Annotated in this window: 11 protein-coding genes and 1 pseudogene; 8 read left to right on the forward strand and 4 right to left on the reverse strand. The window is 60.9% G+C overall.

The genetic code is table 11. From position 1 onward, the window contains the following. A partial coding sequence (locus tag AAAB16_RS20380; protein ID WP_340664965.1) for a NahK/ErcS family hybrid sensor histidine kinase/response regulator occupies positions 1 to 2,100 on the forward strand: 2,100 nt, incomplete at its 5' end. A gap of 110 nt (positions 2,101 to 2,210) precedes the next feature. Here AAAB16_RS20380 and alr read toward each other — a convergent pair. Both alr and AAAB16_RS20390 read right to left on the reverse strand, forming a co-directional pair. Further along, positions 2,211 to 3,491: an alanine racemase gene (gene alr / locus AAAB16_RS20385; RefSeq protein ID WP_340664966.1), complete on the reverse strand. Its 1,281-nt coding sequence runs from the start codon at positions 3,489 to 3,491 to the stop codon at positions 2,211 to 2,213. A gap of 205 nt (positions 3,492 to 3,696) precedes the next feature. Continuing rightward, positions 3,697 to 4,398: an HAD family hydrolase gene (locus AAAB16_RS20390; protein WP_340664967.1), complete on the reverse strand. Its 702-nt coding sequence runs from the start codon at positions 4,396 to 4,398 to the stop codon at positions 3,697 to 3,699. Positions 4,399 to 4,503: 105 nt separating this feature from the next. On the opposite strand from AAAB16_RS20390, the gene sbcD reads away from it, so the two are divergent. Then, a complete protein-coding gene (sbcD, locus tag AAAB16_RS20395) occupies positions 4,504 to 5,724 on the forward strand; it encodes an exonuclease subunit SbcD (protein WP_340664968.1) in 1,221 nt (406 codons plus the stop codon). After that, positions 5,721 to 9,161 (forward strand): SbcC/MukB-like Walker B domain-containing protein, encoded by a 3,441-nt coding sequence (locus AAAB16_RS20400; RefSeq protein WP_340664969.1) that lies wholly within the window; start codon positions 5,721 to 5,723, stop codon positions 9,159 to 9,161. The genes sbcD and AAAB16_RS20400 overlap by 4 nt, the downstream gene beginning before the upstream one ends. Positions 9,162 to 9,305: 144 nt before the next feature. Here the strand turns inward: AAAB16_RS20400 and AAAB16_RS26540 are convergent, their stop codons facing one another. Both AAAB16_RS26540 and AAAB16_RS20405 read right to left on the reverse strand, forming a co-directional pair. Then, positions 9,306 to 9,578: a helix-turn-helix domain-containing protein gene (locus AAAB16_RS26540; RefSeq protein WP_369335451.1), complete on the reverse strand. Its 273-nt coding sequence runs from the start codon at positions 9,576 to 9,578 to the stop codon at positions 9,306 to 9,308. 154 nt (positions 9,579 to 9,732) lie between these two features. After that, a pseudogene (locus tag AAAB16_RS20405) lies at positions 9,733 to 11,256 on the reverse strand (sigma-54-dependent Fis family transcriptional regulator); the annotation flags it as partial. 433 nt (positions 11,257 to 11,689) lie between these two features. Here AAAB16_RS20405 and pqqA point away from each other — a divergent pair. From pqqA to AAAB16_RS20430, 5 genes are all read left to right on the forward strand, one after another. Further along, the gene (pqqA, locus tag AAAB16_RS20410; protein ID WP_003243383.1) at positions 11,690 to 11,761 is read left to right on the forward strand and encodes a pyrroloquinoline quinone precursor peptide PqqA; all 72 of its coding nucleotides are present in this window, start codon (positions 11,690 to 11,692) and stop codon (positions 11,759 to 11,761) included. Between the two features lie 88 nt (positions 11,762 to 11,849). Further along, positions 11,850 to 12,764, forward strand: coding sequence for a pyrroloquinoline quinone biosynthesis protein PqqB (gene pqqB, locus AAAB16_RS20415; RefSeq protein WP_340664970.1), 915 nt, complete (start codon positions 11,850 to 11,852; stop codon positions 12,762 to 12,764). A gap of 174 nt (positions 12,765 to 12,938) precedes the next feature. Next, positions 12,939 to 13,688 (forward strand): pyrroloquinoline-quinone synthase PqqC, encoded by a 750-nt coding sequence (pqqC, locus tag AAAB16_RS20420; RefSeq protein ID WP_340664971.1) that lies wholly within the window; start codon positions 12,939 to 12,941, stop codon positions 13,686 to 13,688. Positions 13,689 to 13,779: 91 nt separating this feature from the next. Continuing rightward, entirely contained in the window at positions 13,780 to 14,052 is a 273-nt protein-coding gene (gene pqqD / locus AAAB16_RS20425; RefSeq protein ID WP_340664972.1) for a pyrroloquinoline quinone biosynthesis peptide chaperone PqqD, read from the forward strand. A 22-nt stretch (positions 14,053 to 14,074) separates the two neighbouring features. Continuing rightward, positions 14,075 to 14,737: radical SAM protein (locus tag AAAB16_RS20430; RefSeq protein ID WP_340664974.1), on the forward strand; the 663-nt coding region annotated here is incomplete at its 3' end.

Genomic DNA, 14,737 nt, shown 5'->3' on the forward strand with positions numbered 1-14,737 from the left:
CTGTATCGCCTGCACAACGGCCGCTGGATGCAAGTCAGTGAACGGCCCGCCCGCGAGGGCGGTTTGGTGATTCTGTACACCGATATCACCGAGGTGAAAATCAGCGAAACCATGCGCCGCGAACAGGCCTTGGCACAGAAGTCGCGGCTGCTGCAACGGGCGGTGGATAACCTGTCCCAGGGCGTGGCCATGGTTAATGCCGACGGTGTGCTGGAACTGTGGAATCACCGTTTTCTCGAACTCTGCGGCCTGGCGCCCATCGAGGCGCACCGGGCATTTGTCGAGGTAATGGAAGACAGCGAACTGGGTCTGCTTACCCCTGACACGCTGGACCCTAAAGGCCGGCGTATGCAGCAAATGGAACAGCGCCTGTTCGATGGTCGTGTGCTGGAAGTGCGCACCCATCCCATGCCGGCGGGCGGTTTTGTTAACACCTTTACCGATATCACCGAGCGCTACCGCCACGCCGAAGCCATTAGCGAAAGCGAGCGCTGGATTCGCCTGATCACCGACCATGTGCCTGCGCTGATTGCCTACCTCAGTGCTGATTTGGTCTACGAATTCACCAACAAAGTGTATGAAGAGTGGTACCACTGGCCCAGCGGCGGCATGCTCGGGCAGAACATGCGCGAGGTGCACAGCGACGAGCATTTTCGTTGCCTGGCGCCCTATACCGAGCGGGCGCTAAACGGCGAAAGCGTGACCTTTGAAGTGGTGGAAACCAACCGCAACGGCCAGGAGCGTTGCATGCTGCGCTCCTACGTACCGAACCGGCAGGCCAGTGGCGAAGTGGTCGGTATTTTTGTGCTGATCCGCGATATCAGCGAGCGCCGGCGTACCGCCGAAGCACTGCACCAGGCCTACCAGAATCTGGAGCAGCGGGTACGCGAACGCACCTCGGAACTCACCCGCCTTAACGGCCAACTGCAACAGGAAATCGACGAGCGCAGCCAAGTGGAATTGCGCCTGCGCGAAGCCAAGCGTGAAGCGGAGACCGCCAACCTGTCGAAAACCAAATTTCTTGCCGCCGTCAGCCACGATCTGCTGCAACCGCTCAACGCCGCGCGGTTGTTCACCAGCGCGTTGCTGGAAAGGGCCGAGCCCAATGGCCAAACCCTGGTGCGCAATATCAGCAACTCGCTGGAGGATGTGGAAAACCTGCTGGGCACCCTGGTGGATATTTCCAAGCTGGATGCCGGGGTGATCAAGCCCGATATCGCGCCGTTCGCCGTTGGCGAATTGCTCGATAACCTGGCCCTGGAGTACCGCCAGCTGGCGGCGGTGGAAGGTCTGCAACTGGACTTTGTGCCGTGCTCGGCGCTGGTGCGTAGCGACATCCAACTGCTGGCGCGCATCTTGCGAAACCTGCTGAGCAACGCCATCCGCTACACGCCCAAGGGCCGCATTTTGCTGGGTTGCCGGCGCAAACGGCAGAGCCTGGTGATCGAAGTGTGGGACACCGGCATGGGCATCGCCGGGGACAAACTCGGCGAGATTTTCCAGGAATTCAAACGCGGCGATGTGCAGCGGCATAACCAAGACCGCGGCCTCGGCTTGGGCCTGGCCATCGTCGACAAAATCGCGCAGATGCTCGGCCACCGCATTCGCGTGGCCTCGGTGCCGGGCAAAGGCTCGTTGTTTTCCATTGAGGTGCCCAAGGCCAGTCGCGCGCCGAAGGCCAACGCTGAACCGCTGGATAACTCCGAGCACCTGCTGCAACGCCTACAAGGCTCGCGGGTGTGGGTGCTGGACAACGACGCGGCCATTTGTGCCGGCATGCGCACCTTGCTTGAAGGGTGGGGTTGCCAGGTGGTGACGGCATTATCCGAACAAGACCTGGCCCGCCAAGTGGACAACTTCCACGCCGACGCTGACCTGTTGATTGCCGACTACCACCTCGACGACGGCCACAACGGCGTCGACGCCGTGGCCGCCATTAACGCCCGGCGTAGCACACCGCTACCGGCGCTGATGATCACCGCCAACTACAGCAACGAACTGAAACTGCACCTGCGCGAACTGGGGCACACCTTGATGCACAAACCAGTGCGGCCAATGAAGCTCAAGACCGCCATAAGCCATTTACTCGACGGCGTGTAACGCACAACAGGGCTCGTAGGGTGTGCTGCGCGCACCTAGCGGTAGGCGAGGAGAACGCCCTGGTGCGCACAGCACACCCTACGGATTGGCGGCTGCCCTGGGTGTGGTCCCTATTGGCTGGGCGGTTGCGGTGTAGCTGTGGATGCATCACCGGCGCCGGGCCAATCATTAATCAGCCGTTTGGGGTTGGAGTTGCCCCACACGGTGTACAAGTCCGCCAGCAAGGCGCCGTTGATGTCTTCCACTTCGGCTTGGGTAATTTCCGCGTTGCCCTGTTTGCCAAAGAGCACCACTTCATCGCCGGCTTGAATCGATGGCTCATCGGTGACGTCAACCATCACGGTGTTCATTGATACCTTGCCTACCACTGGCACGCGGTGGCCGTCGATCAACACCATGCCTTTGTTGGTAAACACGCGACGATAACCGTCGGAATAGCCCACGGGAATATTGGCCAGTTTGGAGTCACGTTGCAGGGTGTAGGTGCGGTCGTAGCCCACGGTGTTGCCTTTGGGGTAGCTGTTGACCGAGGCGACCTGGGATTTAAATTGCATCACCCGTTGGTACTGGGTGTACGACGGCACGGTGTCGCCGAACAGCAGGCCGCCGGTGCGCACCATGTCCAGGCGCGATTCCGGCACCTCCAGGGTGGCGAAGGAGTTAGCGGCGTGCACGGTGATGGCCTTGCGATCAAGGCCGGAACTCTGGATCAGATCGGCAACTTCGGCGTTGAAGATCGCCAGGCCTTTGCGCACATCGGCGGCATCTTCAACGGCAAAGTGGGTCATGATGCCCGCCACTTTGATGTTCGGTAAGGTTGTTATCGACTGCGCATCCAGCCGGCCTGAGCCGGTACTCATGTCCACGCCGTTACGGCTCATGCCGCCCGCGTTCAACGCAATATGGATCAGCAGCGGGCGGCCCGCTTTGCCGGCAATATCGTTGGCCTTGGTGGCGAGCTCCAGGTTACCGACCAATTCTTCGATGTTGTAAGGTAGCGCCGATTCCAGTTCGCCCAGGGTGGCGGTGCGCACCCGTACCAGTTGCCCGGTAAAACCACTGGCGCGCACCACGCGCGCTTCTTCGTTGCTGGCGATGCCGACACAGGGCACGCCCATTTTGATGACCGACGGCATCAGCAAGCCAATGCCATGGCCATAGGCATCGGCCTTGAGAACGGCGCAGATTTTTGACTTACCGGCGAGGGTGGTTTGTAGAGCGCGAATGTTGTGCTCAAAGGCCGCTTTGTTGATCTCCACCCAGGAATTGCTGTCCAGCAGGGTCACGTTGGACACACCGTTGTTTACCGACAGCGGTGGGGCGGCAAAAGCTGAGGTTTGCAGAAGCGACAGGCTCAAGGCCAGAGCAAGGGCTGTGTGCTGAAAGCGCATTTGATGAGTCTCCATTATTGTGATGCTCGAGCGGCCGGGACGTGGCCATGCTCGAGTGGCGCAAGAGACAAACCGCAGGAGGGTTTGCGACGTTGTTTATGTCATCAAATACGGTGAAAAAGAGTCGCCTCTCTCCTTTCGATTAAGGGCAATTGCCTACGCCTCTGTACGTTCGGAACCGGTCTTGGCGGGCTCTGTAGGAAGCTTACGGCAGCACATTGGGCGGCGGCTCACGACGCAGCCGTTCGACCAGCCCGGGCAGTTCATCCATATGCCTGATCACATGCTCCACGCCCAATTGGCGCAGGGTTTCGCCGTGCTCAGGCGGGATATGGCTGGCGCCGAGAAAACCGATTACCCGCATGCCGGCGGCAAGCGCGGCGGTGACGCCGGTGCTGCTGTCTTCCACCACCAGGCAACGCTGTGGCGCCACGCCAGCGGTTTTTGCGGCGAGCAGGTAAACATCCGGCGCCGGTTTGGGCCGAGCCACCTGTTCTGCGCTAAAAATGCCGCTGTCGACGCGCTCGGTAAGCTGGCAGCGCTGCAGCGAATGCACAATGCCAGCCAGGTGACTATTGGAGGCCACGGCCAGCGGCAGGTCGATATTCAGGTAGGCGTCGCGAGCGCCGGCAATCGGCAAGGCATGGTCATGAATGCTTGCGCCGGTGTTGTGGTACAGCTCGCGGATAAACTGCTCCTCGAGGGTGATGCCGAAGTGCGCTTCCACGCGGGCGAGAATATCGCGCGCTTGCAGGCCGAAGGTGCCGTGCAGCACCACTTCCAATTCGTGCAGCGGCACCCGTTTGCCCAGGGCTTCGCGCACCATGCGCTCGGCGACGATTTCGCTGTCGATCAACACGCCATCGCAATCGCTGATCAACAAATCGATGTAACTGGCAGCAGACATAGACACAAACTCCGAAGCGCTGACACCACAGCGCGTTGTGATTTGCCAAGCAGGGGCGCTTTGCTCCAAGGTTGGCGCCTTGAAGACTGCGAGAATAGAACCGGGATGCGCATTCTGCACAGCTCTGATTGGCACCTTGGCCAGCATTTTATGGGCAAGACCCGCCAAGCCGAACACCAGGCTTTTACCACATGGTTGATTGAACAATGTGCGGCGCATGCCGTGGATGCGTTGATTATCGCCGGCGATATTTTCGACACCGGCGCGCCGCCCAGCTACGCCCGTGAGCTGTACAACGAATTTATCGTCGCCCTGCGCGCCACGGGTACGCAGTTGGTGGTACTCGGCGGCAACCATGATTCGGTAGCCATGCTGGGCGAAAGCAAAAGCCTGCTGGCGCACCTTAATACCCGCGTGATTCCTGCCGTAGCGGACGATCTCAGCGCGCAACTGCTGGTGCTGCACGACCGTGACGGCAAGCCTGCGGCGCTGCTCTGCGGCATTCCCTTTATCCGCCCGCGCGATGTTATGCACAGCCAGGCCGGGCAGAGCGCGCAAGACAAACAGTTGTCGTTGCAGGAGGCGATTCACAGCCACTACCAGCAGCTCTATGCCCTGGCCGAACAACGTCGCGAAGAGCTGGGCGGCGAGCTGCCAATTATTGCCACCGGCCACCTCACCACCGTGGGCGCCAGCGCCAGTGAGTCGGTGCGGGAAATTTATGTCGGCGCGCTGGAGGCTTTTCCTACCAGTGCCTTTCCGCCAGCGGCCTATATCGCCCTGGGGCATATTCACCGGCCGCAAAAGGTCGGTGGGCTGGAGCATATCCGCTACTGTGGCTCGCCCATCCCCCTGAGTTTCGATGAAGCCAAGCAGAGCAAAGAAGTGCTGCTGGTGGAGTTTGCCGGCACCCAGCTACGCAGCATTACCGCGCTGCCCGTGCCGCGTTCTCAGGCGCTGGTGTCGGTGCGCGGCAACCTGACCGAGCTGCAAAGCGCGATCACCGAAGCAGCAGAGCAAGGCAGTGCTGAACGGCCGGTGTGGCTGGAAGTGTGTGTGAGTGCCGACGACTATTTAAGCGACCTGCAAACCCGTATTCAGGCCATGACCGAAGGCCTGCCGGTGGAGGTATTGCGCATCCGCCGTGAGCGCGGTAACGCCCAAGCCAGTTTGCAAGGCAGTGCCAAAGAAACCCTGGATGAACTCAGCACCGACGATGTATTTGCCCAGCGCCTAAGCAGCGAAACCCTCGACGAGGCGCTGGAAAAACGCCTGCACGGGTTGTATCGCCAAGTGGTCAGCCAACTGCGTGAGGAGGACGTATGAAGATCCTGACCCTGCGCCTGAAAAACCTTAACTCGCTCAAAGGCGAGTGGAAGATCGACTTCACTGCCGAGCCGTTTAAAGACAACGGCCTGTTCGCCATTACCGGCCCCACGGGCGCTGGCAAAACCACGCTGCTGGATGCCATCTGCCTGGCGCTGTACCACCGCACACCGCGCATGAGCAGCTTGTCGGCCACCGCCAATGAACTGATGACCCGGCATACCGCTGACTGCCTGGCCGAGGTCGAGTTTGAAGTGAAGGGTCAGCGTTACCGTGCCTTTTGGAGTCAGCGCCGGGCGCGGGACAAAAGTGATGGGGCGTTGCAGGCACCCAAGGTGGAACTGGCCAAGGTTGATGCCGCCAGCGGCGAGGGTGAAATTCTCAGCGACAAAATCAATGAGAAGTACCGCCTGACCGAAAGCCTCACGGGCCTTGATTTCGAGCGCTTTACCAAGTCCATGCTCCTGGCCCAGGGCGGCTTTGCGGCCTTCTTGGAAGCCAATGCCAACCAGCGCGCCGAGCTGCTGGAAGAGCTGACCGGCACCGATATTTACGGGCAGATTTCCAAGCGCGTGTTTGAAAAGACTCGCGACGTGCGTGATGAGCTGGGGCAACTGCGCGCCAGGGCTGAAGGCGTTGAGTTGCTTAGCGATGAACAGCGTGTGCTGTTGGAGGCAGAAGGTCAGCAACTGGGCCAGGCGGAAGCCGGCTTGCTCGCCGAACAGCAGCAGGTGCAACGCCAGCGCCAATGGCTGGAAGACCTCGGCAAGGCGCAGGCGCAGCAACAGCAGGCGTGTAGTCAACAGGAGCAGGCCCAGCAGCAGTTAGCCGATGCCCAGCCGCAACTGGCGCGCCTGGCCGCCTGCGCGCCAGCGTTAAAACTGCAACCCAGTCATAGTGCGTGGCAGCAGGCACTGCACGGTGTGGCAAAACGCTCGCAGGAGCTGCAAAGCATTGAGCAGGCCCAACAGCACGCCAGCCAGCAGGTGCAGCACAGCCTGTGGCAGGCCAGCCAGTTGAGCCAGCAGATTAGTTCTGCGCAACAGACCCAGGTGAACCAACTGCATGCGCAGCAGCAAGCGCTGAGCGAGCAATTGGCTGAGCAGCCGCAGTTGAGTCTGCTGGGTGAAAAACTCAGTGGCTGGGAAGCGCAATTGGCCGCCAACGCCAAGCTGCTGGAGGCGCTGAGTGAGCAGCAACAGCGCAAGCACAATGCCGTACAGGCCGCGGCGCTACTGGGCGAACAGATCCAGGCCGTAACGCTACAAGCCGATAGCGCGCAGGCGATTTTGCTGCAAACCCAGGCCACTGAGCGTGAGCAACTGGCTCAGCTGGAACAGCTGCTGGCCGGTCAAGCCGAAAGCGAACTGCGCGAGTATGCAGAGCATCTGCGCAACCAAGGCCACGGTTTGCAGCGTTTGCATGAGATTGATGAGAAGAGCGGGCAACTGACGTTCCAAGCCGATCAGCTCGCCACCCACTTGACCGCGCTGGGCCAACAAAAGAGCACGCACGAGCAGGGGCTGCATGCCCTGCGTGAGCAATACAAAGCGCTGCAACAGCAGGTTCGCGACAAGGAAAAGCTGCTGGAGCAGGAGCGCCACATTCGTAAGCTTGAGGACTACCGCGCGCAACTGCAGGCGCAACAGCCTTGCCCACTGTGCGGGTCGCTGGAACACCCGGCAGTGGCGGCCTATCAAGCGCTGGATAGCTCGGCCACCGAACAGGCGCTGGAGGCGAAAAAGGCCGAGCTGGAAAGCTTGCGTGAGCGCGGCGAAGCGCTGAAAAGTGAGCTGGCTGCCCTCACTGAACGCATCCAGCAGCAGACCCAACAATTGGCCGATATCGAGCAAGAGTCCGAGCGCTTGGATGACCGCTGGCAACGTTGCTGTGACGAATTGCACTTGTCGCTCGCCGATGCCGACGCCCTGCGCGCCGAACAGCTGCGTCACGATGACAACCTGCGTCAGGTACAGCAGCGTCTCGCCCCGCTGGACGCCTTGAAAGCCGCGCTGGACGCCGCCCGCGCCGCCAGCCAACAGGCGTTGGCAGGGCACCGCGACGCCACTCAGCAACTGGCTTTGCTGGGCAAAGATCAACACGCCAATGGGTTGCAACAGGCCGATATCGACCAGCAACTGGCGCGGCTTGCGCAACAACAGCAGGCACAGCAGGCCAGCCTGGCAGCCGCGTTGGCCGAGCTCGGTTATGCCTTGCCCGACGATGGCGCGCGCTGGCTGCACGAGCGTAAGCAGGAGTGGGCGACCTATCAGCAGCGTCAGCAACAGCTGCACGCGCTGCAAGCACAACTGCGCGATGCCCAGCACGCCTTGACCGTCGCCAGCCAACTCAGCGAGCTGTGGCAACAACGCTGGCAGCAGCAAGGGCTGGCCAGTCGCGATGAACTTTCGATCAGCCCGCAGCCGGTGGCGGCATTGAGTCTGGTTGAACAGCAATACTCAGTTGCCATGCAGCAAGTGAGCGAACTGCTGGGCAAACAGCAAACCCTCAGCGAGCTGTTGCAGCAGGGGCAAGCGACCCTGCAACAGCATCAGCAAACCTGGACCGAGGCCCTGGCCGCGAGCCCGTTCGCCGATGAGCAGGACTACCTCAGCGCCTTGCTAAGCGACGCGCAACTGGCGGAATTGAACGCCGTTAAAACCCGTCTGGAGAAAGCCCAGACCCAAGCCCAGGCTCTGTATGTGGCAAGCAGCCAAGCAGTGGCTGCCCTGGAGGCCGCGCCACAAACCGCACAAGGCCGTGACGAACTGGACGCCCAGTTGCACCACCTCAGCGACCAGCTCAAACAGCTCAGCGGTCGCCAAGGCGAAATTCGCGCGCAACTGCGTGACGACGCCGCGCGCCGGGCCGGGCAGCAAACCTTGTTTGCGCAAATCAGCGCCAAGCAGGACGAGCACGACCTCTGGCAACACCTCAACGGCCTGGTCGGCTCGGCCGACGGCGCCAAGTACCGCAAATTCGCCCAAGGGCTGACCCTCGACCACCTGGTGTACCTCGCCAACCTGCAGTTACAGCGCTTGCACGGCCGCTACCAACTGGCCCGGCGGGGTAGCGGCGAGTTGGAATTGGAAGTGCTGGATACCTGGCAGGGCGATGTCGCTCGCGACTGCAAAACCTTGTCGGGTGGGGAGAGCTTTTTGGTCAGCTTGGCGCTGGCCTTGGCGTTGTCGGATTTGGTCAGCCACAAGACCAGCATTGACTCGCTCTTTCTTGATGAAGGCTTTGGCACGCTGGATGGGGAGACATTGGAAGTGGCGTTGGATGCGCTGGATGCATTGAATGCCAGCGGCAAAATGATTGGCGTGATTAGCCATGTCGAGGCGCTTAAAGAGCGGATTCCGGTGCAGTTGAAGGTGCATAAGGGCGTTGGGTTGGGGTATAGCGCGTTGGATCGGCGGTATGTCTTTTCGGGCTGAGTTGCTTTGGGTTTTGGTGCTTAGGTCTTCTTTACACGCGGTAAGAGAAGACCTAAGCAGCTAAGCCAGCACAAGGCCAACAATCAAACGCCGGTGCGCGCAGCACAGCCTACGAGTGCACTGCGCCCAGGGCGTCAGCCTTGCTCAAAACACCTCATTGGGCTGCACAATCCCATACCGCTTCATCTTCCGATAAAGCGTTGACCGGGAAATACCAAAGCTTGAGGCGGCCGCCGTGATATTCCACTGATGCTGCCTCAACGTTGCATACAAATGCCGCACCTCATCACCGCCCAACTGTTCGGCCAAATTGCTCGCTGCCACCGGCGCAGCAACCGTTGGCAAAGCCGCCGCCACTCCCTGCAACTCAGCCGGTAGGCAGTCACTGTCAATCACCCCAGCCTCGGCCAGCGCCACGGCATAGCGTAGGCAGTTCAACAACTGGCGAATATTCCCCGGCCACGCATAGGCCAATAACCGCCCCCGCGCCTCAGCGTCCAAACGCAACCCCGCGGCCCCGGTTTGCGCCGCCAATAACCCCTCAATCAACTCCGCCCGATCACTGCGCTCACGCAGCGCTGGCAGGTGTAGGGTCATGCCGCTCAGGCGGTAGAACAGGTCTTCGCGAAACTGTTTGGCGCCTATCATTGCGGCCAAGTTCTGGTGGGTGGCTGAGACCACTTGCACATCCAGAGCGACCGGCGTTTGCGCGCCCAGTGGTGAGATTTCCCGCTCTGCCAGCACGCGCAATAAACGGGTTTGCAGATGCGCCGGCATATCGCCGATTTCATCCAGAAACAGCGTGCCGCCATTGGCCAGTTCCAGTTTGCCTTTCTGGCCTTTTTTGTTAGCGCCGGTAAAGCTGCCGCTGCGATAACCAAACAGCTCGCTTTCGATCAGGCTTTCCGGAATCGCCGCGCAGTTCACTACGGCGGGCGCTGGCGTGGTGGACGGCGCGGGCAAAGGCTTCTTTGCCGGTGCCGGTTTCGCCGGTGAGCAGAATCGGGATGCCCTTGTCGAGCACCTTGCGAATGCGCCGCACGCCTTGTTGCAGCAGCGGGTCGTTGCCGCCCAGTTGGTCGAGTTGCGGATGCTGTTGCGCGGCGGGGCGAGCCGGCAGGCTGGCGACCTGCGCCGGGCGCACGCGGCCAGCAGGTATGCGTAGGCCAACATCCACCAAGGCTTCATCCACCAACGCGCGCATCTGCACGCCACGGGCGCCACCGCTGGTCATGCTGAGCAATTCCTCGACGCTGGCCGGCAGCAGGCTGTCGATACGCCGGCCCAGCAGTGCCTGCTGTTGCACCTGATCGTAAGCAACAAAGGCCGCGCGGTTGGCGCCGATGATGCGGCCGCTTTCGTCGATGGCCAGCAACTGTTCGTTGGCCAGGTCGGTGATGTCGTCGCGCGGTTTGATCGCCAGGGTCAGGCAGTCGCGGTAACGCTGGCGAAAGTGCGAGTTCTCGATCATCCGCGCATACATGATCACCAGTTGCAGGGTCAGGTACTGCGCTTCTTTCGGGCCGTCGCTATTAAGGCTGGTGGCGTTCAGGCAACCGCGCAGCAAACCCTGGGCATCAAAGATCGGCGCCACCGAACAGCTGAGGCGAAAGTTGGAGGTGAGGAAGTGTTCTTCGCGGTGAATGGTCATCGCCTGTGCCGCTGCCAACGCGGTGCCGATGCCGTTGGTGCCGGCCACCGATTCATCCCAACGCGCGCCAACAATCAACCCCGACTGGGTGTACGGGTCGCGCTGACTGGGCAGGCGCGAGTCGAGGGTGATGCCATGCTCGTCACTTAGCAGCACGGCAAAGCCGGCCTGCACCACGCGTTTGGACAGCCCGGTGACGCCTTGGCTGGCGATGGCCAGGTATTCCTGATGCTGCTCCTGGTGCTGACGAATCTCATCGGCGGTGAGGATATGTTTGACGTTCACCGCGCGCGGGTTGAGCTGGTACAGGTTGACGCTGCGGTACAGCGACTCGGCAATCACCCGGTCAGGGCGGATGCCGCGCTCGGGGAAGTGGTCTTTAACAAAGGCGGCCAGTTCACTGGCGTTGGTTTCCACGGCATGCAAGGGCATTTGAACAGGCATAGAAACTCCTGGGGGCCGATGTCGCGACTTAGGTAAAGCGGCTCGGCTGTTGTTTTTGTAAGGCTGCTAACGAAACGGATGTTGCAACCATAGACCTCTGGTCTGCCTCTTGCAGTCATCCTTCCGTCGCATAGCTGTAAATGCAGCAAGCGACATGCCGAATGTTTTATGCCGGCCCGAAAGGCCCGAGCCAGCGCGCTGCAAGGCGTGCAGGGCAGGGACGGGGTGCAACAGCCGGTGTGCCACGGATGACACAGGTGTCGCACGGCCGTTATTCAGTTGTCGCAACGGCGCTACTAAATCAGGGCCAAAACTCGTTCGAAAGTAGCATTCGGCGGGGGTGGTGCTGGTGGTTAACTCAGGCTGTCGGTGAAAGCCGGCGAATGCATTCGACGTAAACGCAGTACCCACTTAATAAAAAGAGGATCGACCCATGTGGACTAAACCCGCCTACACCGACCTGCGCATTGGTTTTGAAGTGACGATGTACTTCGCCAATCGTTGAGCCTTGGTCGCGTAAACGTGCCCCGGTTCGCCGGGGCATTGGCCAACGTGCCTGTCTGCCAAAGCGCCTGTCTGATCGGGAACGCCCTATGTTTATCCGAATTCTTGGTTCTGCTGCCGGCGGTGGTTTCCCCCAGTGGAACTGCAACTGCCGCAACTGCCGTGGCGTGCGCGCCGGCACCTTGCGCGCGCAGCCGCGTACGCAGTCATCCATCGCCCTGAGTGATGACGGCGAGCAGTGGATTCTCTGCAACGCCTCGCCGGATATCCGCGTGCAGCTGGAATCTTTCCCGGCCCTGCAACCGGCGCGCAAGCTGCGCGATACCGCCATTGGCGCAATCATTCTGCTCGACAGCCAGATCGACCACACCACGGGCCTGCTCAGCCTGCGAGAAGGGTGTCCGCATCAGGTCTGGTGTACTGAGATGGTTCATCAAGACCTCAGCAGCGGCTTCCCGCTATTTCCCATGCTCAGCCACTGGAACGGCGGCTTGCAGCACCACCTGATTAACCTCGACGGCGAGCCCTTTAGCATCGCCGCCTGCCCACACCTGCGCATTACCGCCATTGCCCTGCGCAGTAGCGCGCCGCCGTATTCGCCGCACCGGGGCAACCCGCACCCTGGCGACAATATTGGCCTGTTTATCGAGGACAGCCGCAGCGCTCGCTCGCTGTTTTACGCCCCTGGCTTAGGCCAGGTCGACGACGCTCTGCTTGGTTGGATGAGGCGCGCCGATTGCCTATTGGTCGACGGCACCCTATGGCGCGACGACGAAATGCGCGTGTGTGAAGTGGGAGACAAGCTCGGCAGCGAAATGGGCCATCTGGCGCAGAGTGGGCCGGGCGGCATGATCGAGGTGCTGGATGGTTTGCCCGTAGCTCGCAAAGTGCTTATCCACATCAACAACACCAACCCGATTCTGGATGTGGACTCCCCCGAGCGGGCAGTGCTGGAAGCGCACGGAATTGAAGTGGCCTGGGATGGCATGAGTATCGAGCTTTGAATCCTGCGCAACGTGATGCTCTGCCCGAGATTCTGGATTCCCGCCTGCGCGGGAATGACGGGGATATATACCCAAACCTCCGTCGTCCCCGCGTAGGCGGGGACCCAGGTGTGGAGATTTATGACGCCCCAGACCCAGCAATACAGCGTCGATAACAATAAATAGGATCACCCCATGCCGACTGCCCTAACCCCCGCTGAATTCGAGCAAGCGCTGCTGGCCAAAGGCGCCTATTACCATATCCATCACCCGTTCCATGTGGCGATGTATGAAGGCCGCGCCAGCCGTGAGCAGATTCAGGGCTGGGTGGCGAACCGCTTTTACTATCAGGTCAATATTCCGCTAAAAGACGCGGCGATCATGGCCAACTGTCCGGACCGCGACACCCGTCGCGAGTGGGTGCAACGCATCCTCGACCACGATGGTGCGCCTGGTGAGGAGGGCGGTATCGAGGCCTGGCTACGCTTGGCCGAAGCCGTGGGCTTGGACCGCGAGCAGGTGCTGTCGCAAGAGTTGGTGTTGCCCGGCGTGCGTTTTGCCGTTGATGCCTACGTAAACTTCGCCCGCCGCGCCAACTGGCAGGAGGCGGCCAGTAGCTCGCTGACCGAACTGTTCGCCCCACAGATTCACCAGTCGCGTCTGGACAGCTGGCCGCAGCATTACAGCTGGATCGACCCTGCCGGCTACGATTACTTCCGCACCCGCCTGAAACAAGCGCGCCGCGATGTCGAGCATGGTCTGCGCATTACCCTGGCGCACTACACCACCTACGAGAGCCAGCAACGCATGCTGGAAATCCTCCAGTTCAAACTCGACATTCTCTGGACCATGCTCGATGCCATGAGCATGGCCTACGAACTCAAACGCCCGCCGTATCACACGGTAACCGAGGCCAATGTGTGGCACCGGGGGATCGCCGTATGACGCGCAAGCAAACCGTAGGGTGTGCTGTGCGCACCATTGCCTACGCCGATGGATCGCTTGGTGCGCACAGCACACCCTACGGAGGTCGGTCATGACGCCTTTGGATAAAATCCCGGTGCTGCGCCGTGGCTACCGCTTTCAATACGAACCGGCGCAGGCCTGCCATGTGCTGCTGTACCCCGAGGGCATGATCAAGCTCAACGACAGCGCCAGTGAGATTTTCAAGCTGGTCGACGGCAAGCACGACGTCGCCGCCATCATCGCCAACCTGAGTGCGCGCTTCCCGGATGTGCCAGGCATCGACGAAGACATCTTCGCGTTTATGGAGGTGGCCAGTGCTCAGTTCTGGATCGACTTTCTCTAAGGTAGAGAGCGCTAAGCCTGGCCTGCCACCCCCCGGCCCACCGCTGTGGCTACTGGCCGAGCTGACTTACCGCTGCCCGCTGCAATGCCCGTACTGCTCCAACCCCTTGGACTTCGCCAAGCAGGGTAAGGAACTGACCACTGCGCAGTGGATTGAGGTGTTTCGCCAATCGCGGGAAATGGGCGCCGCGCAGTTGGGTTTTTCCGGCGGTGAACCGCTGGTACGCCAAGACTTGGCTGAGCTGATCAAAGCCGCCCGCGATATGGGCTACTACACCAACCTGATCACCTCCGGCATTGGCCTCACCGAAAAGCGCATCGCCGAGTTCAGTGAAGCGGGTCTGGACCATATCCAGATCAGCTTTCAGGCCGCCGACGAGGAGGTGAACAATATGCTCGCCGGCTCAAAAAAGGCCTTCGCCCAGAAGCTGGCCATGGCCCGCGCGGTGAAGGCCCACGGCTACCCGATGGTGCTGAACTTCGTCACCCACCGGCACAATATCGACAGCATCGAACGCATCATCGACCTGTGCCTTGAGCTGGAAGCCGACTTTGTCGAACTCGCCACCTGCCAGTTCTACGGCTGGGCCGAACTTAACCGCGCCGGCTTGTTGCCGACCAAGGCGCAACTGGCCAACGCCGAGCGCATCACCAACGACTACCGCGCCCGCTTGGAGGCCCAAAAC

Source organism: Pseudomonas sp. (assembly GCF_037994325.1).
GTDB lineage: Bacteria > Pseudomonadota > Gammaproteobacteria > Pseudomonadales > Pseudomonadaceae > Aquipseudomonas.